This is a genomic window from Streptomyces sp. NPDC040589 (assembly GCF_055594445.1).
In genome coordinates this window covers 526,806-547,893 of sequence record NZ_JBVIWP010000001.1, presented here as the reverse complement: position 1 = coordinate 547,893, position 21,088 = coordinate 526,806, and the positions used below count along the sequence as shown (strand labels likewise).

Annotated in this window: 25 protein-coding genes and 1 pseudogene; 15 read left to right on the top strand and 11 right to left on the bottom strand. The window is 70.0% G+C overall.

What is annotated here, in order from left to right:
* Nucleotides 1-309: 309 nt before the first annotated feature.
* On the top strand, nucleotides 310-918 hold the full coding sequence (locus ACZ58V_RS02425) for a GNAT family N-acetyltransferase (protein WP_468187973.1): 609 nt from the start codon (nucleotides 310-312) through the stop codon (nucleotides 916-918).
* Here the strand turns inward: ACZ58V_RS02425 and ACZ58V_RS02420 are convergent.
* Nucleotides 915-1,565: a TetR/AcrR family transcriptional regulator gene (locus ACZ58V_RS02420; protein WP_471287949.1), complete on the bottom strand. Its 651-nt coding sequence runs from the start codon at nucleotides 1,563-1,565 to the stop codon at nucleotides 915-917. The two genes, ACZ58V_RS02425 and ACZ58V_RS02420, sit on opposite strands and share 4 nt — an antisense overlap.
* Nucleotides 1,566-1,678: 113 nt before the next feature.
* On the opposite strand from ACZ58V_RS02420, the gene ACZ58V_RS02415 reads away from it, so the two are divergent.
* The 5 genes from ACZ58V_RS02415 to ACZ58V_RS02395 all read left to right on the top strand — a co-directional run bounded on the left by ACZ58V_RS02415 (nucleotide 1,679) and on the right by ACZ58V_RS02395 (nucleotide 4,586).
* Nucleotides 1,679-2,263 (top strand): dihydrofolate reductase family protein, encoded by a 585-nt coding sequence (locus ACZ58V_RS02415; protein ID WP_471287947.1) that lies wholly within the window; start codon nucleotides 1,679-1,681, stop codon nucleotides 2,261-2,263.
* Between the two features lie 26 nt (nucleotides 2,264-2,289).
* Nucleotides 2,290-2,586, top strand: coding sequence for a hypothetical protein (locus ACZ58V_RS02410; RefSeq protein WP_468187977.1), 297 nt, complete (start codon nucleotides 2,290-2,292; stop codon nucleotides 2,584-2,586).
* Between the two features lie 84 nt (nucleotides 2,587-2,670).
* Entirely contained in the window at nucleotides 2,671-3,084 is a 414-nt protein-coding gene (locus ACZ58V_RS02405; RefSeq protein ID WP_468187979.1) for a YciI family protein, read from the top strand.
* A gap of 34 nt (nucleotides 3,085-3,118) precedes the next feature.
* Nucleotides 3,119-4,339 carry an RNA polymerase sigma factor gene (locus tag ACZ58V_RS02400; RefSeq protein ID WP_468187980.1) on the top strand — a complete coding sequence of 407 codons (1,221 nt, stop codon included), beginning with the start codon at nucleotides 3,119-3,121 and terminating at the stop codon, nucleotides 4,337-4,339.
* A 10-nt stretch (nucleotides 4,340-4,349) separates the two neighbouring features.
* Complete coding sequence (locus tag ACZ58V_RS02395) at nucleotides 4,350-4,586, top strand: hypothetical protein (protein ID WP_471287945.1); 237 nt, start codon at nucleotides 4,350-4,352, stop codon at nucleotides 4,584-4,586.
* On the opposite strand, the gene ACZ58V_RS02390 is transcribed toward ACZ58V_RS02395, so the two are convergent.
* Nucleotides 4,583-5,317: a VOC family protein gene (locus ACZ58V_RS02390; protein ID WP_468187984.1), complete on the bottom strand. Its 735-nt coding sequence runs from the start codon at nucleotides 5,315-5,317 to the stop codon at nucleotides 4,583-4,585. The two genes, ACZ58V_RS02395 and ACZ58V_RS02390, sit on opposite strands and share 4 nt — an antisense overlap.
* A gap of 105 nt (nucleotides 5,318-5,422) precedes the next feature.
* Between ACZ58V_RS02390 and ACZ58V_RS02385 the strand changes: the two genes are divergently transcribed.
* Complete coding sequence (locus ACZ58V_RS02385) at nucleotides 5,423-6,577, top strand: inorganic phosphate transporter (protein ID WP_468187986.1); 1,155 nt, start codon at nucleotides 5,423-5,425, stop codon at nucleotides 6,575-6,577.
* Nucleotides 6,578-6,604: 27 nt separating this feature from the next.
* Nucleotides 6,605-6,847, top strand: coding sequence for a hypothetical protein (locus tag ACZ58V_RS02380; RefSeq protein ID WP_468187988.1), 243 nt, complete (start codon nucleotides 6,605-6,607; stop codon nucleotides 6,845-6,847).
* 67 nt (nucleotides 6,848-6,914) lie between these two features.
* Here ACZ58V_RS02380 and ACZ58V_RS02375 read toward each other — a convergent pair whose 3' ends face one another.
* Together ACZ58V_RS02375 and sodN are read right to left on the bottom strand one after the other, a co-directional pair.
* Nucleotides 6,915-7,472: a hypothetical protein gene (locus ACZ58V_RS02375; protein ID WP_382835967.1), complete on the bottom strand. Its 558-nt coding sequence runs from the start codon at nucleotides 7,470-7,472 to the stop codon at nucleotides 6,915-6,917.
* An 883-nt stretch (nucleotides 7,473-8,355) separates the two neighbouring features.
* Nucleotides 8,356-8,751 carry a superoxide dismutase, Ni gene (gene sodN, locus ACZ58V_RS02370; protein WP_030928916.1) on the bottom strand — a complete coding sequence of 132 codons (396 nt, stop codon included), beginning with the start codon at nucleotides 8,749-8,751 and terminating at the stop codon, nucleotides 8,356-8,358.
* Nucleotides 8,752-8,896: 145 nt separating this feature from the next.
* Here sodN and sodX point away from each other — a divergent pair, with 145 nt between their 5' ends.
* The gene (sodX, locus tag ACZ58V_RS02365) at nucleotides 8,897-9,328 is read left to right on the top strand and encodes a nickel-type superoxide dismutase maturation protease (RefSeq protein ID WP_471287944.1); all 432 of its coding nucleotides are present in this window, start codon (nucleotides 8,897-8,899) and stop codon (nucleotides 9,326-9,328) included.
* Here the strand turns inward: sodX and ACZ58V_RS02360 are convergent.
* Nucleotides 9,214-9,861 carry a CGNR zinc finger domain-containing protein gene (locus ACZ58V_RS02360; RefSeq protein WP_471287943.1) on the bottom strand — a complete coding sequence of 216 codons (648 nt, stop codon included), beginning with the start codon at nucleotides 9,859-9,861 and terminating at the stop codon, nucleotides 9,214-9,216. The genes sodX and ACZ58V_RS02360 overlap by 115 nt on opposite strands.
* A gap of 89 nt (nucleotides 9,862-9,950) precedes the next feature.
* Here ACZ58V_RS02360 and ACZ58V_RS02355 point away from each other — a divergent pair.
* Nucleotides 9,951-10,753 (top strand): annotated as a pseudogene (locus ACZ58V_RS02355) (class I SAM-dependent methyltransferase).
* Between the two features lie 65 nt (nucleotides 10,754-10,818).
* Here the strand turns inward: ACZ58V_RS02355 and ACZ58V_RS02350 are convergent.
* Genes ACZ58V_RS02350 through ACZ58V_RS02340 form a run of 3 tightly spaced genes read right to left on the bottom strand, consistent with a single transcriptional unit; the run spans nucleotide 10,819 to nucleotide 13,501 of the window.
* The gene (locus ACZ58V_RS02350) at nucleotides 10,819-11,580 is read right to left on the bottom strand and encodes an amino acid ABC transporter ATP-binding protein (RefSeq protein WP_471287940.1); all 762 of its coding nucleotides are present in this window, start codon (nucleotides 11,578-11,580) and stop codon (nucleotides 10,819-10,821) included.
* Nucleotides 11,577-12,518: an amino acid ABC transporter permease gene (locus ACZ58V_RS02345; protein WP_471287939.1), complete on the bottom strand. Its 942-nt coding sequence runs from the start codon at nucleotides 12,516-12,518 to the stop codon at nucleotides 11,577-11,579. The genes ACZ58V_RS02350 and ACZ58V_RS02345 overlap by 4 nt, the downstream gene beginning before the upstream one ends.
* 32 nt (nucleotides 12,519-12,550) lie before the next feature.
* Complete coding sequence (locus ACZ58V_RS02340; RefSeq protein WP_468187999.1) at nucleotides 12,551-13,501, bottom strand: ABC transporter substrate-binding protein; 951 nt, start codon at nucleotides 13,499-13,501, stop codon at nucleotides 12,551-12,553.
* A 652-nt stretch (nucleotides 13,502-14,153) separates the two neighbouring features.
* Here ACZ58V_RS02340 and ACZ58V_RS02335 point away from each other — a divergent pair.
* From ACZ58V_RS02335 to ACZ58V_RS02320, 4 genes are all read left to right on the top strand, one after another.
* Nucleotides 14,154-15,386, top strand: coding sequence for an NAD(P)-dependent malic enzyme (locus tag ACZ58V_RS02335; RefSeq protein WP_468188001.1), 1,233 nt, complete (start codon nucleotides 14,154-14,156; stop codon nucleotides 15,384-15,386).
* 493 nt (nucleotides 15,387-15,879) lie between these two features.
* Nucleotides 15,880-16,845, top strand: coding sequence for a zinc-binding dehydrogenase (locus ACZ58V_RS02330; RefSeq protein WP_468188003.1), 966 nt, complete (start codon nucleotides 15,880-15,882; stop codon nucleotides 16,843-16,845).
* A 120-nt stretch (nucleotides 16,846-16,965) separates the two neighbouring features.
* Nucleotides 16,966-17,175, top strand: a complete 210-nt coding sequence (locus ACZ58V_RS02325; protein ID WP_004925761.1) for an HTH domain-containing protein — start codon at nucleotides 16,966-16,968, stop codon at nucleotides 17,173-17,175.
* Nucleotides 17,175-17,738 (top strand): Clp protease N-terminal domain-containing protein, encoded by a 564-nt coding sequence (locus tag ACZ58V_RS02320; protein WP_471287937.1) that lies wholly within the window; start codon nucleotides 17,175-17,177, stop codon nucleotides 17,736-17,738. Before ACZ58V_RS02325 ends, ACZ58V_RS02320 begins: the two co-directional genes overlap by 1 nt.
* A 21-nt stretch (nucleotides 17,739-17,759) precedes the next feature.
* Here ACZ58V_RS02320 and ACZ58V_RS02315 read toward each other — a convergent pair whose 3' ends face one another.
* Both ACZ58V_RS02315 and ACZ58V_RS02310 read right to left on the bottom strand, forming a co-directional pair.
* Complete coding sequence (locus ACZ58V_RS02315; RefSeq protein ID WP_471287936.1) at nucleotides 17,760-18,896, bottom strand: PadR family transcriptional regulator; 1,137 nt, start codon at nucleotides 18,894-18,896, stop codon at nucleotides 17,760-17,762.
* Nucleotide 18,897: 1 nt separating this feature from the next.
* Complete coding sequence (locus ACZ58V_RS02310; protein WP_471287935.1) at nucleotides 18,898-19,869, bottom strand: DUF4097 family beta strand repeat-containing protein; 972 nt, start codon at nucleotides 19,867-19,869, stop codon at nucleotides 18,898-18,900.
* Between the two features lie 146 nt (nucleotides 19,870-20,015).
* Here ACZ58V_RS02310 and ACZ58V_RS02305 point away from each other — a divergent pair, with 146 nt between their 5' ends.
* Nucleotides 20,016-20,855, top strand: a complete 840-nt coding sequence (locus ACZ58V_RS02305) for a hypothetical protein (protein WP_471287934.1) — start codon at nucleotides 20,016-20,018, stop codon at nucleotides 20,853-20,855.
* Nucleotides 20,856-20,879: 24 nt separating this feature from the next.
* On the opposite strand, the gene ACZ58V_RS02300 is transcribed toward ACZ58V_RS02305, so the two are convergent.
* Nucleotides 20,880-21,059, bottom strand: a complete 180-nt coding sequence (locus ACZ58V_RS02300; protein ID WP_003992906.1) for a DUF6104 family protein — start codon at nucleotides 21,057-21,059, stop codon at nucleotides 20,880-20,882.
* Between the last annotated feature and the right edge of the window lie 29 nt (nucleotides 21,060-21,088).

Below are 21,088 nucleotides of genomic sequence, written 5' to 3'. Positions count from 1 at the left end.
GCCGTCGGCAGGGGCGGACGGGCGGCAGCGGTCGAGGGCCGTCCGCACAGCATGATCCTTCGGGCGACCGAAGGCAGGACCCCGGAGCGTCGGGGCCGTGCGGCTCCTGACCCCGCACGGCTTCCGGACTCCGGTCGGCGGGTCCCGCACTGCCCCACGGTGTGCGGGGCCCGCCCCTTTTTCAGGCGCCGCGCGATGGAGTTTGGACAGATGTTCGACTGAATTCCGCCAAGCTCGCGCCCCGCCTGCCCCGGCGACTCTCAACCCTCCTACGATCAACGCCCGTCGGGACGAGCGAAGGGGCGGGCCATGGGCGTGGCGATCCGTACGGCGGGCGAGGCGGACCGGGAGTCGGTCGTCCGGCTGCTGGACGAGGCGTTCCAGGACGACCCCGTGAGCGGCTGGGTCTTCCCCGGTGCGGAGGATCGCCGTGAACATCACCCCGGACTCATGGCCGCCTTCACCGACATCGTGCTCGCGGCCGGGCGTATCGACGTCACCGAGGACGGCTCGGCCTGTGCGCTGTGGCTGTCCATACCGGCCGGCGACCATGACGGTGACCCCGAGGACGACGACGGTCCGGCCCAGGTGCGGGCGGCCGTCGACCCGGACAACGAGCGCATCGAGCTGATCGGCCGGCTGACGGCCGCCATCCACCCCTCGGGGCGGGCCCACGAGTACCTGTGGATGATCGGCGTCGCCCCCGGCCGCCAGGGCGAGGGACTCGGCACCGCGCTCATCGAGTCGGTCCTCGACCGCTGCGACCGCGAGGGGCTGTCCGCCTATCTGGAGGCCAGCAACGCCCGCAGCCGCAAGCTGTACGAGCGCCTCGGCTTCGAGGTCGCCGGTCCGGTACTCGACCTCCCGGACGGCCCGGCCATGTGGCCGATGTGGCGCGAGCCGCGCACGGGCTCTTAGACCCTGCCCTCCTGCTCCCGCTCCTGCCCCTGAGCCTGGTCCAGGCCCCGGCCCTGGTCCTCCTCCGGCAGTACCGTCGCCACGATCCGCTCCACCAGCCCGTCCGGCAGGCCCACCCCGGGCAGTACGCCCTCCAGGACGCCCGGCAGGGTCAGATGCTCCAGGAGCAGCCCGAGCATGGCCAGATACAGCACGGCGACGGACTCGTCGCCGCCGGGCAGCCCGGCCGTCCGGTGGAACTCCATGGCCTCCTCCAGGTCGCCGCGCACCGACTTGGTGTAGGAGGCGAGCAGTTCGGGGCGCCGGGTGGCCTCCAGTCGTAGCTCCATGAGGGCGAGATAGCCCGTGCGGTCGCGGGTCGCGCGGGCCATGAGGTCGTGCATGAAGGCCATGACCAGTGAGCGGTCCTTCGGCCGGGTTATCAGCTCGGCGACCACCGCGGGGTCCGGCGCGAGCCGTATGTGCAGCCGGGTGTCGATCTGGCGCAGCAGGTCGGCGCGTCCGGTGAAGTAGTTGGAGGCGGTACCCACCGGCACACCGGCCTCCGTGTCCACCGCGCGGAACGTCAGTCCGCGCGCCCCCTCCCGTGCGAGCACCTCGACACCGGCGTCGACGAGTGCGGCCCGGCGCTCGGGATTGCTGACCATGCGGAGTCCCTTCTCCCACTTCCGACGGCTCGCGGAGATTTGGCTTACAACCACTACATCAGGAGCACTACAACTGAAGTTGTTGCATCGACAGCCTGCGAAAAGAGACCGGCTTGCGAAAGCTCACCTACTTCATCGCCTGCTCCGTCGACGGCTTCATCGGGGACCCGGACGGCGACGCGGCGTCGATGTTCCCCTTCGTCGGCGAGGAGTTCTTCGCCTTCCTGAAGGCGGAGTATCCGGAGACCCTGCCGACCCTGGGCCGGCGAGCCCTCGGCCTGGACGACCTGCCGAACAAGCGGTTCGACACCGTCATCCAGGGCCGCGGCAGCTACGACCTCGCCCTGAAAGAGGGCATCACCAGCCCGCACGCCCACCTGCGCGAGTACGTCGCCTCCGGCACGCTGAAGGAGTCGCCCGACCCGAACGTCGAGATCATCGCGGACGACCTGGTCGGCAAGGTCCGCGAACTGAAGGCCGAGGACAGCGGGTTCGGCATCTACCTGTGTGGCGGCTCGAAGGTCGCGGGCGAGCTGCTCGACGAGATCGACGAACTCGTCATCAAGACCTATCCGCTGGTGTACGGCTCTGGCATGCCCATGTTCGGGGCCGGGTTCGCGATCTCGGAGTTCACCCTGGAGTCCGTGCGTACGTTCGGCAACGGCGTGCTGGTGCGCTCGTACAGCAGGAAGCGCTGAGCCCCCGACCGTCCTACTCTGAGGACATGGGCAGAGACGAACATGTCTGTCCGGCCTGCGGACAGCCAGTGGAAACAGTCGTCCGGCGCCACAAGACGCTGGGCACGTGGGTCCCCCTGTGGGTGGCGGGCCCCTGCCACAACCCCGAGTGCGGGGCCCACGACGCGGAGGCCGCTCACATCGCCCCCACCGTCGCGGACACGCGGCCTGCCGAGGAAACCCGGCCCGACCCGGCCCCCCGTTCGGCGGACGATGACACCGCCCCACCTGCGACGACCCCGGCCGAAACGGCCCCCGGAGAAACCGTCTCGGAAAACTCCTGAACTCGTGTCGAGAATCCCGGAGCGGCTCCGACGTCCCCTGTGAGAGCCGCCCGGCAGGGTGGTGAGAGCCGAAGGAGCGGACTGATGAAGTACCTGGTCATGGTGCAGGGCACACAGGCGGACTACGAGGCCATGCGCGGCAAGGCGTCAGCGGACTCGCCCGCCTGGAACGAGGAAGAGATGCAGGCGATGTTCGCCTACATGGGAGCCATCAACGACGATCTCTCCGAGACCGGTGAGTTCGTCGACGGGCAGGGCTTGGCCGAGCCGGCGCAGACCCGGCATGTCACCCTCGGTGACGACGGCAAGGCCGTGATCACCGACGGCCCGTACAGCGAGACCAAGGAGCTGCTGGCCGGCTACTGGGTCCTGGAGTGCGAGAGCCTGGAGCGGGTCACGGAGATCGCCGACCGCATCTCCCGCTGCCCCCAGCCGGCCGGTGCACCCGACTACCCGGTCGTGATCCGCCCGATCATGGACGGCAGCGGGGACATCTGACGAGCCGGCCCGTGCGACGCCGACGGACCCGCCGGTGAGGAACACACCCGAGGTCGAGGACTTGCTGCGCCGGAACGCGCCGCAGGTCCTCGGCGCGCTGGTCAGACGGTACGGGCACTTCGACGCGGCCGAGGACGCCGTACAGGAGGCGCTGCTCGCGGCGGCCGGGCAGTGGCCCTCGGCGGGCGTGCCCGGCAATCCGCGCGGCTGGCTGATCAAGGTGGCCTCGCGGCGGCTGACCGACGCCCTGCGCAGCGAGGAGGCCCGGCGGCAGCGCGAGGAGCGGGCGGCGGCGCTCACGCCCCGCGACGCCTTCACCGCCCCGCCGCCCAGGGAGCGCGCTCCCCGCGAGGACGACACCCTCTCGCTGCTCTTCCTGTGCTGCCATCCGGACCTCACACCGCCCGCCCAGATCGCGCTCACGCTGCGTGCCGTCGGCGGTCTGACCACGGCGGAGATCGCCCGCGCGTATCTGGTCCCGGAGGCGACGATGGCGCAGCGCATCAGCCGGGCCAAGCAGAAGGTGCGGGGCGTGCGCTTCGGCCGCCCGGACAGCTGGGAGCAGCGGCTGCCGTCCGTTCTGCAGACCCTCTACCTGATCTTCAACGAGGGCTACACCGCCACCTCCGGCACCGCCCTCCAGCGCCCCGACCTGGCGGGCGAGGCCGTACGGCTGACCCGGACGGTCCACCGGCTGCTCCCCGACGACTGCGAGGTGGCCGGGCTGCTCGCGCTGATGCTGCTCACCGACGCCCGCCGTGATGCGCGCAGCGGGCCGGGCGGGGAGCTGATTCCCCTCGACGAGCAGGACCGCGACCGCTGGGACAAGGCCGCCGTCGAGGAGGGCGTCGCACTGGTGACGCGGGCCCTGTCCCGGGGCAGGCCCGGGCCGTACCCCCTGCGGGCCGCGATCGCCGCCGTACACGACGAGGCACCTTCGCCCGAGGCGACGGACTGGGCCGAGATCCTGGGCCTGTACGACGTCCTCGTCGGCCTGGTCCCCGGGCCGGTCGAACGCCTCAACCGCGCGGTCGCCGTCGCCATGGTCCACGGCCCGCGCGCCGGCCTGACCGAACTGGACGCCTTGTCGGGCACGTTGAAAGGCCACCGCCTGGACGCCGTACGAGGCCACCTCCTCGAACGCGCGGGCGAGCCCGAAGCCGCCCGGGCCGCCTACGAGTCGGCGGCCGCCCAGACCCTCAGCCTGCCCGAGCAGCGCTATCTCCAGGCGCGGGCGGCGCGCTTGAGGGACTAGCGTGTGAGGCATGGGCATGACGGGGGAGGGGCGTCGCGGGGTGTGGCGCTGGGCGGTCATCGTGTGGGCGCTCGCCGTGGTCGTGGCAGGTGCGCTGACCCTGTGGATGCAGGACTCGACGGAGCCTCAGGGGCCGTACGTCTGGGAAGAGACGAAACCCGACGAGACACCGAGTCTGCCGCCCTGTCCGACGCCCGAGGGCGTCGATGTGGCCCTGTGCGCGTACGCGTACACGGAGGCCGACTAGCGGCGCGGCCCGCCCGTCTCCGGATCCCGGGCCGTCAGGCAGTACGTGCCGCCCGCCGGGTCGCGCATCACCGTCCAGCCGGAGTGGTCGGCCAGGCGTACGGCCCCGAGTCCCTCGTGCCACGCGCGGGTCGCGGCGACGTCCGTGCACGCGAGGTCGAAGTGGGCGGAGGCCGGGCGTTCCTCGCCGAGGCGTTGCAGAAGCAGCCGGACCGGCAGGCCGGGAGGCGGCTCGACCACATGGAACTCCGGGAGCGCGCCGGGACGCGACACCCAGCCGTCCAGCAAGCCGCTCCAGAAGGCGACTTCGGCGTCGTACGACGACGGCGGGACGTCCACGCACACCTGGTCGAACCGGCTGCCCCGCACCACACCCGGGCGCGACGACTGGCCGCGCCACAGCTCCCCGCAGAACAACTGCCCGCCGGGCGAACGCAGCACGACGAGCGACCCGAGGTCCGCCACCACGCCCGCCCCGAGCCGCACCGCCGAGTCCGCGAACCGCGCCACGTCGTCCACGCAGAAGTCGAGATGCGCTCCGCCTTCCCCCGACCGCACCGCCTGGGCCTTCACGCACGCGTCGGCGCCGTCGGGGAGCAGGGTCACGAACTCGGAGTGCTGTCCGCGGAGTTCGGAAAGCCGCGTGTCCGTGACGACCGTCCAGAAGTCACATGCGGTACCGAAGGCCTCGCGTGGCCGGTCGGCGAAGGCGTATGTCCAGCGGATCCTCATGGGCGCGATCGTAGAGGGGCCCCGTCACGGCCACCTGCGTGAACCTTGACCAGCCTTTGCCTCGCCGTTCCCCGTGGATTGGTCTGCCCTTGTTTGCATTCAGGAATGGACCACATCACGTTCCTCGTGGCGGTCGTCATTGTCACGGCGCTCGCCTTCGACTTCACCAACGGATTCCACGACACGGCGAACGCGATGGCCACGTCCATCGCCACCGGCGCGCTGGCTCCCCGTACGGCGGTCCTGATCAGCGGTGTCCTCAATGTCGTCGGTGCCTTTCTCTCCACCGAGGTGGCCAAGACCATCTCGGGCGGCATCGTGGACGACACCCTTGTCAGCCCGGGGATGATCTTCGCGGGGCTGGTCGGGGCGATCCTGTGGAACCTGCTGACCTGGCTCGTGGGGCTGCCCTCGAGCTCCTCGCACGCCCTGTTCGGCGGGCTGATCGGGGCCGTGTGGGTCGGGGCGGGAAGCCACGGCGTCAACTTCGACAAGGTCGTCGAGAAGGTGCTCGTCCCGGCGGTGGCCTCGCCGCTCGTGGCCGGTGTCGCCGCGCTGATCGCCACCTACCTCGCCTACCGGCTCACCGTCCGCGCCCGCAAGGACTCCGTCACCAAGGGCTTCCGGATCGGCCAGATCGCCTCCGCCTCGCTGGTCTCCCTCGCCCACGGCACGAACGACGCGCAGAAGACCATGGGCGTCATCACCCTCACCCTGATCTCGGCCGGCGCGCTCGGCCACGACGCCGGCCCGCCCCTGTGGGTCATCGCCTCCGCGGGCCTCGCCATCGGCCTCGGCACGTACCTCGGCGGCTGGCGGATCATCCGCACGATGGGCAAGGGCCTCACCGAGATCCAGTCGCCGCAGGGCTTCGCCGCCGAGACCGCCTCCACCACCGTCATCCTCACCTCCGCCCACCTAGGCTTCGCCCTGTCCACCACTCAGGTCGCCTCGGGCAGCATCCTCGGCGCGGGGCTCGGCCGCAGGCTCGCGGAGGTCCGCTGGGGCGTCGCGGGCCGGATGGCGATCGCCTGGATGGTCACCCTGCCCGCCGCCGGGCTGGTCGGCGGCCTGGCCGCGAGCGTCGTCCAGAACGGCGGTGACCTCGGTACGGCGGTCGTCGCGCTGGTCGGCGCGGCCCTGGCCGCGGGCATCGTGGCCGTCTCGCGACGCAACCCGGTGCACGCGCACAACGTCAACGACGCGCACGAGGTCAGCATCCGCACCGAGCCGCCCGCCAAGGTCGGCACGGCCGCCTGAGAACACCTGCAGAAGGGGGAGCCGGACATGCATCCGAACTGGACCGCACTCGGTGAGGTCGCCGCGGTGAGCATCGGCGTCACCGTCGCCGTGGTCGTCGTCTTCGCCCTCGGTGTCCTCGGGCTCGCCCGGCTGGAGGGCGCCCGGGAACACCCGGGCGGCACCTCCGCCATGGGCCTGGGCCAGGCGGCCCTCTGCTTCCTGGCCTGCGCGGCCGTGGTGGCGTACGGGATCTACCTGATCGTCCCTCAGTTCCGCCCAGGTCGGTGACCCGCGGTGCGGGGATCTTCCCTGGCTGAAGGAGGATTGAGACGCGGTACGCAGAGCGTGGGCATGATCAGTCGCAGGGCGCCACAGACTTGACCCGGTCGATGATCGGCACACCACTCGACCACATGATGGCCGTCACCTCGGCGCAGTCCACCGAGTCGCTGCCAGTGGTCTCGTACTTCACCGGCCCCGCGTACTGGGAGAAGGTACCCTCATCCACCTTGCACGGCGCGTCAGTCAGGTTCGGGCACAGCTTGAGCTTCATCTTCTTCGCTGTGCCGAGGTTGTTGTCGAAGACCGCGCACGCCCCGTCCTTGGCGGTCGTGTGCTTGGTGTAGGTGAACAGAGTTCCGAAGCGCCGTGCGTCGGGAAGCCGCTCCGCGTTCTCCAGTTCGTAGCCGCTTCCACACAGCGAGGCGGTGGCACGGACCGCTGCCGGATTCTCGGCTGCGACGGCACGGGTCTGTGCATCGCGTACGCCGGCTTCGGAGAACTCGACGCTGGTCCCCGGGACGACCGTGTTGTGGCCTGTGGGAACGGGGCCTTCCGCCGAGGCCAGTGGAGCGGTTGCCAGGACGGCGACGAGAGCAGCGACCGGGGCTATGGCGCGTGTCAGTGTACGCATGGAAATCAGGTGTTCCCTTCGTCGAGGATTCACTGGCTTGAGAGGCAGGCCGCAGCCTTTCTGCGGCGCTGCGGGAGGAACGGTGCCGGTGCGCCGGGAGGGCCCCTGCCGTGAGACCAGCGGCCAGGCCGGGAGTCTGACGGCGGGTGAGTATGTGAACGGTGTCGCTCAACGCGCGTGTCCCTTCCGGTAGCGGCGGTAGGCAAGGACCGCCAGCGTCACCAGGCAGCCGGTCAACACGGCCGTACAGGTGAAATGGGAGTGGAGTTACGCACGTCAACCCAGGCAGCCCGGCGCGTGCTGGGAGTCAGGGGAGCCGCATGAAGGCGGGCGGGCCGGCAAGGCCGAATAGGCGAGTGCTCACCGCCCGGCACCCAGGCATGACGATGTATTCCCCCATGTATCCCCCCATGGCGACGGCGTCCCCCGAGGCACTGGGTGACGCACTGTCTGGCAGCTTGGTCACGCTGCGTTCGCGGAGGTCACCATAGCCACAGGCCGAAGTGGAGGGTCAAGAGAGACAGATGGGGCGGGGGAAGGATGGCTTGAACGTGCCATGACAGTGGATGATGGCCGGAGACGGACGGGTCTGCCTGCTCATCTGCTGATTCAGTATGTGACTGTTGTGAAAAGTGAGTGAGTTTCCGGTGTGTGCGTCGACTTCGGGTGGCTGATTTCTTCCCCCGTGCCGGCTCGGCCCGTTCAGGTGCGCGGACGCCGGTCGACATGGCGTAAGAGCTGCCAGGCAACGCCCACTTGTGGCCGGACAAGAAAGACCGCACCCGGACCGTCATGGACGCCGTGCTCGGCGGCCTGCGGACCGGGTGCGGACAGGGTGACCAGGCGACCAAGGGAATCGCAGGTCAAACGGCATGATCGAAGATCAGGCCTTCTTGGTCTCCCAGAAGATCTTGTCGATCTGGGCGATGTAGTCCAGAGCCTTCTGGCCGGTCGCCGGGTCGGTCGAGCCCTTGGCGGCCGAGAGGGCCTTGAGGGCGTCGTTGACCAGCTGGTGCAGCTCCGGGTACTTCTCGAAGTGCGGCGGCTTGAAGTAGTCGCTCCAGAGCACGGACACGTGGTGCTTCGCGAGCTCCGCGCGCTGCTCCTTGATGACGGTGGCGCGCGCCTGGAAGTGCGGGTCGTCGTTACCGGCCATCTTCTCCTGGACAGCCTTGACCGACTCCGCCTCGATGCGGGCCTGGGCAGGGTCGTACACACCGCAGGGCAGGTCGCAGTGCGCACTGACCTTGACCTTGGGGGCAAACAGGCGGGAAAGCATGGAGCATTCCTTCCTCGTGATCGTCTTCTCACAGGGGACATTACTCCGTGGGGGACGGGTTTTCGCGGGTGCCCCCATGGGCTTAGGACAAAAGTCCGGGGTGAGACTGAGACTGGTGGAGGAAGAACCGGGGAGGTGCCGGGTGATGCCGGAGCTGTCGCAGGAGTCCGAGCGGGGGAGGTCGGCCGCGCCCTTCGGTGTCGCCGAGGTGACCGGGCCGTCCATGGTGCCCACGCTGTGCCACGGGGACCGGCTCCTGGTGCACTACGGGGCCCGGGTCAAGCCCGGTGACGTCGTCGTACTGAGGCATCCCTTCCAGCAGGACCTGCTCGTCGTGAAGCGGGTCGCCCAGCGGCGCGAGAGCGGCTGGTGGGTGCTCGGGGACAACGCGTACGCCGGTGGTGACAGCACCGACTACGGCGTCGTGCCGGACGACCTGGTGCTGGGGAGGGTCCGGTTCCGTTACCGGCCGCGCGGGACCGGGCGCTCGCCCTGGGCGCTGCTGGGCTGGGTGCTGTCGGCCGCCAGGCCGGTGTTCTCCGACAGATCGGCCTCGCGGCGCTTGCGGGCCCGGTAGGCCGCCACGTTGGCGCGGGTCGCGCAGCGGTCGGAGCAGTAGCGCCGGGAGCGGTTCGTGGAGGTGTCCAGGTAGGCGTTGCGACAGGGCGCGGCCTCGCACAGGCCGAGCCGGTCCACGCCGTACTCGGTCAGGTGGAACGCCAGGCCCATCGCCGCGATCGCCGCGTAGCCCGCGGTGGCGTTGGACGGGTGGTCCGCCAGGTGCATGTGCCACAGAGGGCGGCCGTCGTCGTCGCGGAAGTCGTGCCCCGAGATCTGCGGGCTCACGGGGAACTCCAGGAGGAGGGAGTTCAGCAGGTCGACGGCCAGGGTCTCGTCGCCCGTGTCGGCCGCCTCGAAGACCGCGCGCAGCCGGGCCCGGATCGAGCGGAACCGCGTCACGTCCGAGTCGGTGGCGCGGCGGGCCGCCGACTGGCTCGCGCCGAACAGGTCGCGGACGGCCTCGACCGACGTCAGCGTGTCCTTGCCCCGGGCCGGTTCCTCGGTGTTGACGAGGCGCACGGCGTAGTCCGAGTAATAGGCCAGTTCCACTTGTAGTCCTTACGGAGGGGCTTTATTGTCGTGAGCGCGCACTGGTAACAGCTGATGGTGCTTCCAGGGTATTACGGGGGAGGGGCTCGATGACGGACTCCGACACCACTGCGGCCACCACCGACTGGCGTGCCTGGCAGGAGAGCTGGGACCGGCAGCAGGAGTGGTACCTGCCCGACCGCGAGGAGCGGTTCCGGATCATGCTCGGTGGGGGTCCCCCCATGCCTTTCGGGCTATGGGGGAGGTCGAGGCCCTGGTGGGCACCGCCCCGCGCGTACTCGACCTCGCCTGCGGCACGGGCAGCATCACCGCCCGGCTGCTCGCCCGGTTCCCCGAGGCCACCAGCACCGGCGTCGACCTCGACCCGGCGCTCCTCGCCATCGCCGAGGGCACCTTCGCGGGCGACGACCGGGTCGGCCTCGTCACCGCCGACCTCAAGGACCCCGACTGGCCGGCGAAGCTGCCGTACGACTCGTACGACGCCGTCCTGACCGCGACGGCCCTGCACTGGCTGCACCGGGAACCCCTCGCGGACCTCTACGGCCAGGTCGCGGGACTCGTCCGCGACGGCGGTGTCTTCATGAACGCGGATCACATGATCGACGAGTCCACGCCCCGGATCAACGCCGCCGAGCGGGCACAGCGGCACGCACGTATGGATCAGGCCAAGCGGGACGGCATCCTCGACTGGTCCGAATGGTGGCAGCTCGCCGCCAAGGACCCGGTCCTCGCGGGGCCCACGGCCCGGCGCTACGAGATCTACGGCGAACACGCCGACGGCGACATGCCCTCGGGTGCATGGCACGCGCGCGTGCTGCGCGAGAAGGGATTCGGGGAGGCCAGGCCGGTGTGGTGCTCGCCCTCGGACACCCTGCTGCTCGCCCTGAGGTAACCGGGCGCGGAGCGCGCGAAGGGGGCGGTACGGAGTTCCGTACCGCCCCCTCGGTGTGCGTACCGTCAGAGCACCTTGGACAGGAACGACTTCGTCCGCTCGTGCCGCGGGTTCGTCAGCACCTCGCGCGGGTGACCGGATTCGACCACCACACCGTCGTCCATGAAGACCAGGCTGTCGCCCACCTCGCGGGCGAAGCCCATCTCGTGAGTGACGACGATCATCGTCATACCGGACTCGGCGAGGTCGCGCATGACGTCCAGGACGTCACCGACCAGCTCCGGGTCGAGCGCCGAGGTCGGCTCGTCGAACAGCATCAGCTTCGGGTCCATGGCGAGGGCCCGGGCGATGGCGACGCGCTGCTGCTGGCCGCCGGAGAGCTGCGAGGGGTAGCTGCCCGCCTTGTCGGCCAGGCCCACCCGGTCCAGGAGCTCCTGGGCGCGCGCCCGGGCCTGGCTCCTGCTCACGCCCTTGACCTGGACCGGCGCCTCCATGACGTTCTCCACGGCCGTCATGTGCGGGAACAGGTTGAAGCGCTGGAAGACCATGCCGATGTCCCGCCGCTTGACGGCGACCTCGCTGTCCTTCAGCTCGTAGAGCTTGTCGCCCTTCTGGCGGTAGCCGACCAGCTCGCCGTCGACGTACAGACGGCCGGCGTTGATCTTCTCCAGGTGGTTGATGCACCTGAGGAAGGTCGACTTGCCGGAGCCGGAGGGGCCGATGAGGCAGAACACCTCGCCGGACTTCACCTCCAGGTCGATGCCCTTGAGGACCTCTACGGGGCCGAAGGACTTGTGGACGCCCTCGGCCTTGACCATGGCGGTCATGCCTTGCCTCCCGTCGGCTTGGAGCGGCTGGACAGGGAGAGCACGTTCGCCCTGATCTTCTGGAACGGGGTGGCCGGCAGGGACCGGCTCGAACCACGCGCGTAGTACCGCTCCAGGTAGTACTGGCCGATGCTGAAGATGGAGGTCATCAGCAGGTACCAGGCCGCCGCCAGGAACAGCATCTCGGCGGGGGCGCCGGAGGTCTGGCCGATGTCCTGAGCCGCTCGGAGCAACTCGGGGTACTGGACGACCGAGACCAGCGAGGTCGTCTTCAGCATGTTGATGACCTCGTTGCCCGTCGGCGGCACGATCACGCGCATCGCCTGCGGGATGACGATCCGGCGCAGCGTCTTGGAGTGGCTCATGCCCAGCGCGTGCGACGCCTCGGTCTGGCCCTCGTCGACCGAGAGCAGACCGGCCCGGCAGATCTCCGCCATGTACGCGGCCTCGTTGAGGCCGAGGCCCAGCAGCGCCGTCAGGAACGGGGTCATGAAGTCCGACCACTCGTCCTTGTAGAACGGCCCGAGGTTGATGTACTCGAAGACCAGGCCCAGGTTGAACCAGACGATCAGCTGCACCAGGACCGGGGTGCCGCGGAAGAACCAGATGTAGAACCACGCGATCGACGAGGTCACCGGGTTCTTCGACAGGCGCATCACGGCGAGCAGGACGCCGCCGACGATGCCGATCACCATGGACAGCACGGTCAGCAGGAGCGTTTTGCCCACGCCGTCCAGGATGCGGTCGTCGAAGAAGTAGTCCGGGATCGCGCCCCAGTTGATCTTGCCCTGGGAGAACGCGTAGACGACCCCGACCAGCAGGGCGATGGCGACGACGGCGGACACGTACCGCCCGTAGTGCCGGACCGGGATGGCCTTGATGGCCTCCGGTCCGGCCGGGGGTGTGTCGGCCGGCGTCTTGTCGATGTCAACAGTCACGGGTGTTGCCTTTCAGTGCCGCTGAGCTGCGGTCACTTGCCGCCGTTGATGGTGGCCGCGTCGATGGAGCCGTCGGTGACGCCCCACTTCTTCATGATCTTCTCGTACTCGCCGTTCTTGATGACGGCGTCGAGCGCGGCCTTGAGGGCGTCCCGCAGCTGCGTCTGGTTCTTGGCGACCGCGATGCCGTACGGGGCGGCCTCGATCTGCTCGCCGACCAGCTGGAAGTCCTTGCCGCCACCGGAGGTCTTCACCGCGTACGCGGCGACCGGGAAGTCGGACGAGCCGGCGTCGGCGCCGCCCGCGCGCAGGCGGGTCTGGGCCTGCTGGTCGTTGTCGAAGGGCTCGATGGCGATCTTCTTGCCGGCCGGGCACTTCTTCGACTCCGCCTTGGCGAGGTCCTCGGAGACCGTGCCGCGCTGCAGCACGATCTTCTTGCCGCACAGGTCGGACCAGGTCTTGATGCCCTGGTCGTCGCCCTTCTTGGTGTAGATCGAGACACCGGCGGTGAAGTAGTCCACGAAGTCGACGCCCTCACCGACCTTCTTGCCGGTGTCGGAGTCGATGCCCTCCTGGCGGTCCTTGGTGTCGGTCATCGCGGACATGGCGATGTCGTACCGCTTGGAGCGCAGACCCGTGATCAGCGTGTCGAAGGTGCCGTTCTCGAACTGGAAGTCGACCCCGAGCTGCTTGCCCATGGCGGCGGCGAGGTCCGGGTCGATCCCGACCACCTTGCCGGAGTTGTCCTTGAACTCGACCGGGGCGTAGGCGATGTCGGAACCGACCTTGATGACGCCCTTGTCGCGGACGGACTTCGGCAGCTTGTCGGCGAGCGGGGCCGAGGCCGCCGTGTCGCTGGAGCCGTTGTCCTTGGTCTGGTCACCGCATCCGGTGAGCATCAGCGCGCCTGCGACCGCGATCGCACCGACCGCTGCTAGCCGGGAGTGCGCGGCGGTCGTACGACGGGTGGAGCTTGCGGTCATGGTGGGTTCCTCCGGCGGATGGGTGGAGTTGCCGATGGGGCGGGGCGCCGCCGAGGGTTCGGCAGGCGGGGCGCCGCCGATGGATTCGGCGGAGCCGTGGACTGCCGACGGTGCCGGCAGAACCGTGGGTCGACGAGAGCACACGTCTTCGAGTGTCGCGACCTCGTGTGATTACGGCATCTTGCCATTCGGACTGCGGCATTCTGGGCGCCATCCATGTCAAAATCGGATAACGGGCGACCCCCGAACCGCACCACTCCGGTACATCACGGCCGGACCTTCTGTTGGAATCTTTCCTTCCGGCCGGAAGATCTTCGGCGAATCCCGGGATTTCGGTACGAGGGCCGCAGGCTTCGCCGACGCTTGAGCGGTTGCCGCTGGTTTGTCCAGACCTTGTCCCGATTTTGGTCGAAGAGTCGGGGCGTGTGCATGTGACCTTCGCGTTATGGACTCGTCGTCGGCGCCGTCCGTCCGGTAAGAAGGGTCTTTACACCCCTCATCCGGGGCTCAGGGCGCGTGTGCGGCGCGCCCGTCGCGTATGTGCCCGTACGTAACTCGTACCCAGCACGACCATGGCCGTACGCGGTGCCCGCCCACGCCTCACCAGGAGTGGCCACCCTCAAACCAATGAAGATTTAAGGGGTAAAACGAAGTGGCAGCGGAGATCGTCAATCCTCGCAGCGAGAGCACGACGGACCATACGGGTCACGAGGGCGGTGCGGAGCCCCTCGACTCCTTCGACCCGGCGTTCGCGTTGCATCGCGGCGGCAAAATGGCCGTGCAGGCCACGGTGCCGGTCCGCGACAAGGACGACCTGTCCCTGGCGTACACGCCCGGCGTCGCGAAGGTGTGCAGCGCGATCGCGGAGCAGCCGGACCTCGTCCACGATTACACGTGGAAGTCGTCGGTCGTCGCCGTCGTGACGGACGGTACGGCCGTGCTGGGGCTCGGTGACATCGGGCCCGAGGCCTCCCTCCCGGTGATGGAGGGCAAGGCGATTCTGTTCAAGCAGTTCGGGGGCGTGGACGCGGTTCCGATCGCGCTGAACTGCACGGACGTCGACGAGATCGTCGAGACCGTGGTGCGGCTCGCGCCGTCGTTCGGCGGGGTCAACCTGGAGGACATCTCGGCGCCCCGGTGCTTCGAGATCGAGCGGAAGCTGCAGGAGCGGCTGGACATTCCGGTCTTCCATGACGACCAGCACGGTACGGCGGTGGTGACGCTGGCGGCCCTGCGGAACGCCGCGCGGCTGAGCCAGCGGTCGCTGGGGGAGCTGCGGGCTGTCATCTCCGGGGCGGGGGCGGCGGGTGTCGCCATCGCGCGGATGCTGGTCGAGGCCGGGATCGGGGATGTCGCGGTGGCCGACCGCAAGGGTGTCGTGTCGGCGGACCGGGACGACCTCACTGCGGTGAAGCAGGAGCTGGCCGGGTTCACGAACAAGGCGGGGATCAGCGGGTCGCTGGAGGCCGCGCTGGACGGGGCCGATGTGTTCATCGGGGTGTCCGGTGGGACGGTGCCGGAGGCTGCGGTTTCCTCGATGGCCGAGGGTGCGTTTGTGTTCGCCATGGCGAACCCGAATCCTGAGGTGCACCCGGAGGTCGCGCACAAGTACGCGTCCGTGGTGGCTACCGGGCGGTCGGACTTCCCCAACCAGATCAACAACGTGCTGGCGTTCCCGGGGATCTTCGCGGGGGCGCTGCAGGTGCGGGCCTCCCGGATCACCGAGGGGATGAAGCTGGCAGCGGCCGAGGCGCTGGCGTCCGTGGTCGGGGACGATCTCGCGGCCGACTACGTCATCCCGTCGCCGTTCGACGAGCGGGTCGCGCCGGCGGTGACGGCGGCTGTGGCTGCGGCTGCGCGGGCTGAGGGTGTGGCTCGGCGGTGACACTGCCGTGATGTGGCCCCGTCCGAGTGTGGGCGGGGCCATTTCTTTTGGTGGGGGTGGGTGGGGCTGTTTGGGTGGTGGGGTGCCTGCGGCGGCCTGTGCGGGTGGGGTGGGGGTGCGCGTCGCGCCTATGCGCCGGGTTGTGGGTCGGGGCCGTGTCGGGGGGTGTCCGTCCTCGGAACGGCGCGATGGGGTCTCACGCCGACTGACTGTTCGTTGACGCGCCAACCGCTGCGGGCGGACACCCCCCGACACGTCCCCTTCTCGCCGTGCGCGGGTGCGGGCGCGTCGTGGCTGCCCTGGCTGCGGGACCCCGTTCCGCCGGGTTGCGGACCCACCCCGCCCCAGCAGCAACGCCGCGCACCTTGAAAACGCCCGGCTGCGGACCCGCCGGGTGCCGGCAGCGGCATCAACGTGGAGTGCCTGGCAAGAGGGTGTGTCTCACATGCGGCGGTGGTTCCAACGGTCGGTCCGGGAACCTATCGTCAAGGTCATGTTCGCTGTCTATGCCGCCCGAATCGACCGCGACCAGCCGCTGACCGGCCTGGAGTTGGGAGAGCGTCCGGCTCCCGAGGCCCGCTCCGGCTGGAGTACCGTCACGGTCAAGGCCGCCTCCCTCAACCACCACGACCTGTGGTCCCTGCGTGGCGTCGGCCTCGCAGAGGACAAGCTGCCGATGATCCTCGGCTGTGACGCCGCCGGTGTCGACGAGGACGGCAACGAGGTCGTCCTGCACTCCGTGATCGGGCAGACCGGGCACGGGGTGGGGCCCAAGGAGCCTCGTTCCATCCTCACCGAGCGGTACCAGGGCACGTTCGCCGAGCAGGTCGCCGTGCCGACCTGGAACATCCTGCCCAAGCCCAAGGAGCTCTCCTTCGAGGAGGCCGCTTGTCTGCCGACCGCGTGGCTGACCGCGTATCGGATGCTGTTCACCAACGCGGGTGTCCGGCCCGGCGACTCCGTGCTGGTGCAGGGAGCCGGCGGTGGTGTCGCCACGGCCGCCATCGTGCTGGGGAAGGCGGCCGGGCTGCGGGTCTTCGCGACCAGCCGGGACGAGGCCAAGCGGAAGCGGGCCGTGGAGCTGGGGGCCGTGGAGGCCGTGGAGGCCGGGGCGCGGCTGCCGCAGCGGGTCGACGCCGTGATCGAGACCGTCGGGGCCGCGACGTGGTCGCACTCCGTGAAGTCGCTGAAGCCCGGAGGCGCGCTGGTGATATCCGGTGCGACGAGTGGTGACCGGCCCTCGCACGCCGAACTGACCCGGATCTTCTTCCTCGAGCTCAAGGTCGTCGGTTCCACGATGGGGACCAAGGATGAGCTGGAGGATCTGCTCGCGTTCTGTGCCGCCACCGGTGTGCGGCCCGTGATCGATGAGGTGCTGCCCATGGATCGTGCGCGTGAGGGCTTCGAACGGCTGGCTTCGGGTGAGCAGTTCGGGAAGGTCGTGCTGACGAATTCCTGAGGTGTTCGGGGGTTCCTGAGGCGCCCCCTGTGTGACGTTGGCGGTCGGTCCGGGTGGGCCGACCGCTTTCGTGTGTCAACTAGGGTTGACGGAGGTCGGGTGTCAACGTAGGTTGACGGTATGACCGAAGCAACGGATCTGGCCGAGCGCGCGGGTGACCGTGATCCACGGGTCGGCCTGCGGGCCGTCGCCGCGCTGCGCAGGCTGCTGGAGCAGTTGGAAGCCGTACAGGTGCGCAATGCGCGCAATCAGGGCTGGTCGTGGCAGGAGATCGCCGCCGAACTCGGTGTGAGCAGGCAGGCCGTGCACAAGAAGTACGGGAGGCATTGATGTTCGAGCGGTTCACGAACGACGCCCGGGGTGTGGTGAAGAGCGCGTTCGAGTATGTGGAGGGGGGTGACGGGCAGTGTGTGGAGCCGGAGCATCTGCTGCTGGCGCTGCTCGACCGTGAGGGCAGTCGTGGGTCGTTCGCGCTGACCGCTCTCGGGCTCGGGGAGGGGCGGGAGTCCGTGCGTCAGGCGGTGCGTCAGGCGCGGCGGCGGGCCGGGCTTTCACAGGCCGATACTGACGCGCTCGCCGGGTTGGGGATCGACGTGGCGGAGATCGTCGCCCGGGTGGAGGAGGTGCACGGGGTCGGCGCCATGTCCGGCGACCGGAAGGACAAGGGGTGGTGGTCGGGGCGGCCCTCGTTCGGGCGGGGTGCCAAGGGGGTTCTGGAGCACTCCTTGCGCGTCGCTCTCGCCCAGCGGGACCGGCACATCGGTGATGAGCACATCCTGCTGGCTCTGACCATGCGACCCGGCGTGCCGGCCGAGGTCCTCGCCGACCACGGGGTGACGTACGAGACCCTGGTGCGGGTGCTGTACGGAGGTGGCGAGGCCAAGGCCGGGTGACGGGGCGTTCCCACTGGCCGCCTACTTCTTCGGCGTGCGCAGGAGTGCTCCTATATGGGCCGCCGCCGTCGACAGGTGGCGGCGGGCGTCGCGCAGTTGGTCGGAGGTGACGCCGTGGTCGCGGGCCGCGTCGCGGATGTCGTCCCGGAAGCGGTCGAGCAGGCGGTCCAGGTCGCGGGCAGGGTCGCCGGTGGAGTCCGCGGTGTCCTCGTGGGCCCAGGCCGGTTCGTAGGCGGCCGGGAAGTCCGCAGAGGGCTGTGAGGGGGGCGGCTCGGGGGGCGCCTCGGGGGGCGCCTCGGGGGTGGTCGGCCGGTGGGAGCCGGATCCTGTGCCGGATCCTGTGTTGGATCCGGTGCCGGTGCCCGTTCCCGTGCCGGTCCAGTCGAAGCCGAAGTCCTTGCCGTAGTCCTTTCCGAACTCGCCCACCTCCTTGACCAGTTCGCTCAGGCCCTCGCGCAGGCCCGTAGGCCAGTCGCCCCGTGTGAAGTGGTCCTGCACCTGCTCCTGGACCCGGCGGGCGATGTGCTGCACCTGCTCCTGCGCCTGGGCCCGGGCCTGCTCCTGGGCCTCCTTCGCCTGGCGGCGGGCGCGCTGGGCGTCCTCGCGAGCGCGGCGACTCTCGTCCTTGGCGCGGCGGGCCTGTTCCTTCCACTCCTGCCTGGCGCGCCGCATCTCCTCCTTGGCGACGCGCCACGCCTCCTTGTCGCCGTAGGCCGTGAAGTCACCGAAGGGGGCGTCCTGTGCGCCGGGGGGCTTGCTGCCGTTGCCGCGGCGGGCCTCGGTCGCCGCCGCGCGCATCTCTCGGCGCAGGTCGCCCGCGGCTCCGCGCACATCGGCCTGGATCTCGGCGGCCAGCTCCGCGACCGACTCCCGGATCTCCAGTTCCAGATCGGCCAGCTCGCCGCTGCGGTCGGCCAGTTCGGCCCGGCCGGCGTCCGTGATCGAGTACACCTTGCGGCCGCCCTCGGTGGTGTGGGTGACCAGGCCCTCGGCCTCCAGCTTGGCCAGGCGCGGGTAGACCGTGCCCGCCGACGGTGCGTACAGCCCCTGGAAGCGCTCCTCGAGGAGGCGGATCACCTCGTAGCCGTGGCGGGGGGCCTCGTCCAGCAGCTTCAGCAGGTAGAGGCGGAGGCGGCCGTGGGCGAAGACGGGGGGCATGTCAGAGCACCTTCTTGTCGGTCGTGCCGTCGGCCGGGACGCTGGTGGCGCCCTCGCTCCGGCCGGAGACGGAATTGTCTCCCGAGTCGCCCCGCGGGCCGACCGGCGGGTCCGTCGGCGAGTTGCCCGTGCCGGGGTGTGTGTCCCAGGGCTCCTCGTCCTCGTCCTCTCCGGCCGGGCGGCGCAGCAGGGCGATCGAGCCGGAGACGGTGGTGGCCCGCAGTGTGCCGTTGCCCGCGCCGAGGCGGCCCGTGATCTTGTGGGCGCCCCACTGGCCGTGTACCCGTAGTCCGTCGAAGGCGTTGGAGATGGCGCCGCTCGCCGTGTTGGCCTCGACCTCCGCGTCCGCCGGGTAGGGCAGGCGGATCGCGATCTCGCCCGAGACGCTGGTCAGCCGCACGTCCGTGGGGCCGTCGGGGTCGAGGTCGATGATCATGGAGCCGCTGACCGATTCGGCCCGCACGGAGGGGCCGGAGCCCTCGACCACCGTGAGGTCTCCGGAGACGGAGTTGAACCGGAGGTCGCCGGTCACGTCCTGGGCCTCCAGGCTGCCGGAGACCGTGTCGGCGCGGACCGGGCCGGAGAGCCCCACCAGGGTCGTGTCGCCCGTGACGCCCTTCACCACCGACGGTCCCTGGATCCCGGAGATCACGGCGGCAGCGCCGACCACCCCCACCTCCACCCGGGTGCCGACCGGGACGGCCAGGGAGACCACCGCGCTGCGGCGCCAGCCCTTGCGGTCCAGCCACTTGAGAAAGCCCTTCCAGGGCAGGTCCTCGTAGGCCACCGTGAGGGTGCCGTCCTGCTGGGTCACCACCAGGGGTGGGCCCTCGATCTCGGAGATCTCCAGGCGGGCGGAACCTTCGTCCGTGCCCACCACGTTCACCGTTCCGTTGACGAGTCGCACGTGCAGATCGCTCACGGACTCGTCGAAGGTGAGCTTCTTCGGTTCCGCGACGGACCACTCGGACATGGTGCAGACCTCCCCGACTCAACGCGCCATATCGCGTCTTCTCGTATTCACGATATATCGCGGAAGGGGAAAGTCAAGACACTCGTTGTGGGGTGGCGGGGTGGGTAAAAGTGTTCAAATGGGGTGAGTCGACCTAGCGTGTGACCATGCCGACGGAAGCTGGCCGTACCGGACCCGCAGGTCCCGCCCCTGGGGCGCTGCTGCTGTGCAGGCAGGCGCCCGGGGCCGTCGCCCCCGTCGCCCACCTGCTGCGCGAACCCGTGCAGCTCATTCGAGCGGGCGACGGCTGGAGCGTGCTCGTCCCCGAGGGCGGGCCCTGGCGGGACGGCGGCGAGCCCGTCGACCGGGTGGTCACCGGCTGGGCCACTGCCCTCGCCGTGGGGGCGCCCTGGCCCGTGCTCGCCCTGTGGTGGGACACCGACCACGCGGGGTTCCTGCTCGCGTCCGGCTTTCGCCGCCCGGTCGGCTTCGACTGGCTCGCGAGCGGCGTACCGGTGGGGGAGGACGAGGCGCTGCGCACCTTCGCAGCGCGCGTGGGCCTCGATCCCGTCCTGGACGTGCAGGCCCTCGACCAGCTGGCGAAACCCGACTCCGCGGCCGATGCCCGCACCCGGCTGCGCGGCCTGCTGGCGGTCCTCGCGCGCGTGGGCGTCGCACTGCCTCCCGAACTCGCCCCAGGCGAACCCGCCGACCGCCTCCGGAAAGCCGCCGCGCTCCGGCCGGACAGCCTCCCGGTCGCATGGCCGGGCCGGCGTGAGGCCGTCGGGGAACGCCACAGCGTCGGCCACAGCCGCCTCGGTCCCTGGACGCCCTGGACCGGCGGCCCCAGGGCCCGGGCCCTGGCTCTCGCTCAAGTGGCGGCGGGCGTACCGCTCCTGGCCTGGGGGCTATGGCGGCGCAGCGGGGGCTGGGTCGCGGCCGGAGGGCTGCTGCTGGCCAACGGCACGCTGGGCCTGGCGTACGGCATCACGTATCCACGCGACTGACCGCTCGGGCCCGGCGGCGGACTCCTACTCGTCGTCCTCGTCGTCCAGCCGTGCCAGCCACGTCGCCAGGCGCTCCACCGGCACCTCGAAGTCGGGGTTCAGATCGACGAACGTCCGCAGCTGCTCGGCGAGCCACTCGAAGGTGACCTCCTCCTCGCCGCGCCGCTTCTCCAGTTCCTCGATGCCACGGTCCGTGAAGTACATGCCGTCAAGGATATGTGCGCGCAAACGGC

What these genes read in the sequence shown, in the direction of transcription:
- sodX (WP_471287944.1), top strand. Translation starts at nt 8,897, where the DNA reads ATGCCGGAGCTGTCGCAGGAGTCCGAGCGGGGGAGGTCGGCCGCGCCC.
- ACZ58V_RS02330 (WP_468188003.1), top strand. Translation starts at nt 15,880, where the DNA reads ATGTTCGCTGTCTATGCCGCCCGAATCGACCGCGACCAGCCGCTGACC.
- ACZ58V_RS02420 (WP_471287949.1), bottom strand. Translation starts at nt 1,565, where the DNA reads ATGGTCAGCAATCCCGAGCGCCGGGCCGCACTCGTCGACGCCGGTGTC.
- ACZ58V_RS02395 (WP_471287945.1), top strand. Translation starts at nt 4,350, where the DNA reads ATGGGCATGACGGGGGAGGGGCGTCGCGGGGTGTGGCGCTGGGCGGTC.
- ACZ58V_RS02300 (WP_003992906.1), bottom strand. Translation starts at nt 21,059, where the DNA reads ATGTACTTCACGGACCGTGGCATCGAGGAACTGGAGAAGCGGCGCGGC.
- ACZ58V_RS02385 (WP_468187986.1), top strand. Translation starts at nt 5,423, where the DNA reads ATGGACCACATCACGTTCCTCGTGGCGGTCGTCATTGTCACGGCGCTC.
- ACZ58V_RS02390 (WP_468187984.1), bottom strand. Translation starts at nt 5,317, where the DNA reads ATGAGGATCCGCTGGACATACGCCTTCGCCGACCGGCCACGCGAGGCC.
- ACZ58V_RS02350 (WP_471287940.1), bottom strand. Translation starts at nt 11,580, where the DNA reads ATGACCGCCATGGTCAAGGCCGAGGGCGTCCACAAGTCCTTCGGCCCC.
- ACZ58V_RS02410 (WP_468187977.1), top strand. Translation starts at nt 2,290, where the DNA reads ATGGGCAGAGACGAACATGTCTGTCCGGCCTGCGGACAGCCAGTGGAA.
- ACZ58V_RS02380 (WP_468187988.1), top strand. Translation starts at nt 6,605, where the DNA reads ATGCATCCGAACTGGACCGCACTCGGTGAGGTCGCCGCGGTGAGCATC.
- ACZ58V_RS02320 (WP_471287937.1), top strand. Translation starts at nt 17,175, where the DNA reads ATGTTCGAGCGGTTCACGAACGACGCCCGGGGTGTGGTGAAGAGCGCG.
- ACZ58V_RS02315 (WP_471287936.1), bottom strand. Translation starts at nt 18,896, where the DNA reads ATGCCCCCCGTCTTCGCCCACGGCCGCCTCCGCCTCTACCTGCTGAAG.
- ACZ58V_RS02405 (WP_468187979.1), top strand. Translation starts at nt 2,671, where the DNA reads ATGAAGTACCTGGTCATGGTGCAGGGCACACAGGCGGACTACGAGGCC.
- ACZ58V_RS02425 (WP_468187973.1), top strand. Translation starts at nt 310, where the DNA reads ATGGGCGTGGCGATCCGTACGGCGGGCGAGGCGGACCGGGAGTCGGTC.
- sodN (WP_030928916.1), bottom strand. Translation starts at nt 8,751, where the DNA reads ATGCTTTCCCGCCTGTTTGCCCCCAAGGTCAAGGTCAGTGCGCACTGC.
- ACZ58V_RS02340 (WP_468187999.1), bottom strand. Translation starts at nt 13,501, where the DNA reads ATGACCGCAAGCTCCACCCGTCGTACGACCGCCGCGCACTCCCGGCTA.
- ACZ58V_RS02375 (WP_382835967.1), bottom strand. Translation starts at nt 7,472, where the DNA reads ATGCGTACACTGACACGCGCCATAGCCCCGGTCGCTGCTCTCGTCGCC.
- ACZ58V_RS02310 (WP_471287935.1), bottom strand. Translation starts at nt 19,869, where the DNA reads ATGTCCGAGTGGTCCGTCGCGGAACCGAAGAAGCTCACCTTCGACGAG.
- ACZ58V_RS02325 (WP_004925761.1), top strand. Translation starts at nt 16,966, where the DNA reads ATGACCGAAGCAACGGATCTGGCCGAGCGCGCGGGTGACCGTGATCCA.
- ACZ58V_RS02305 (WP_471287934.1), top strand. Translation starts at nt 20,016, where the DNA reads ATGCCGACGGAAGCTGGCCGTACCGGACCCGCAGGTCCCGCCCCTGGG.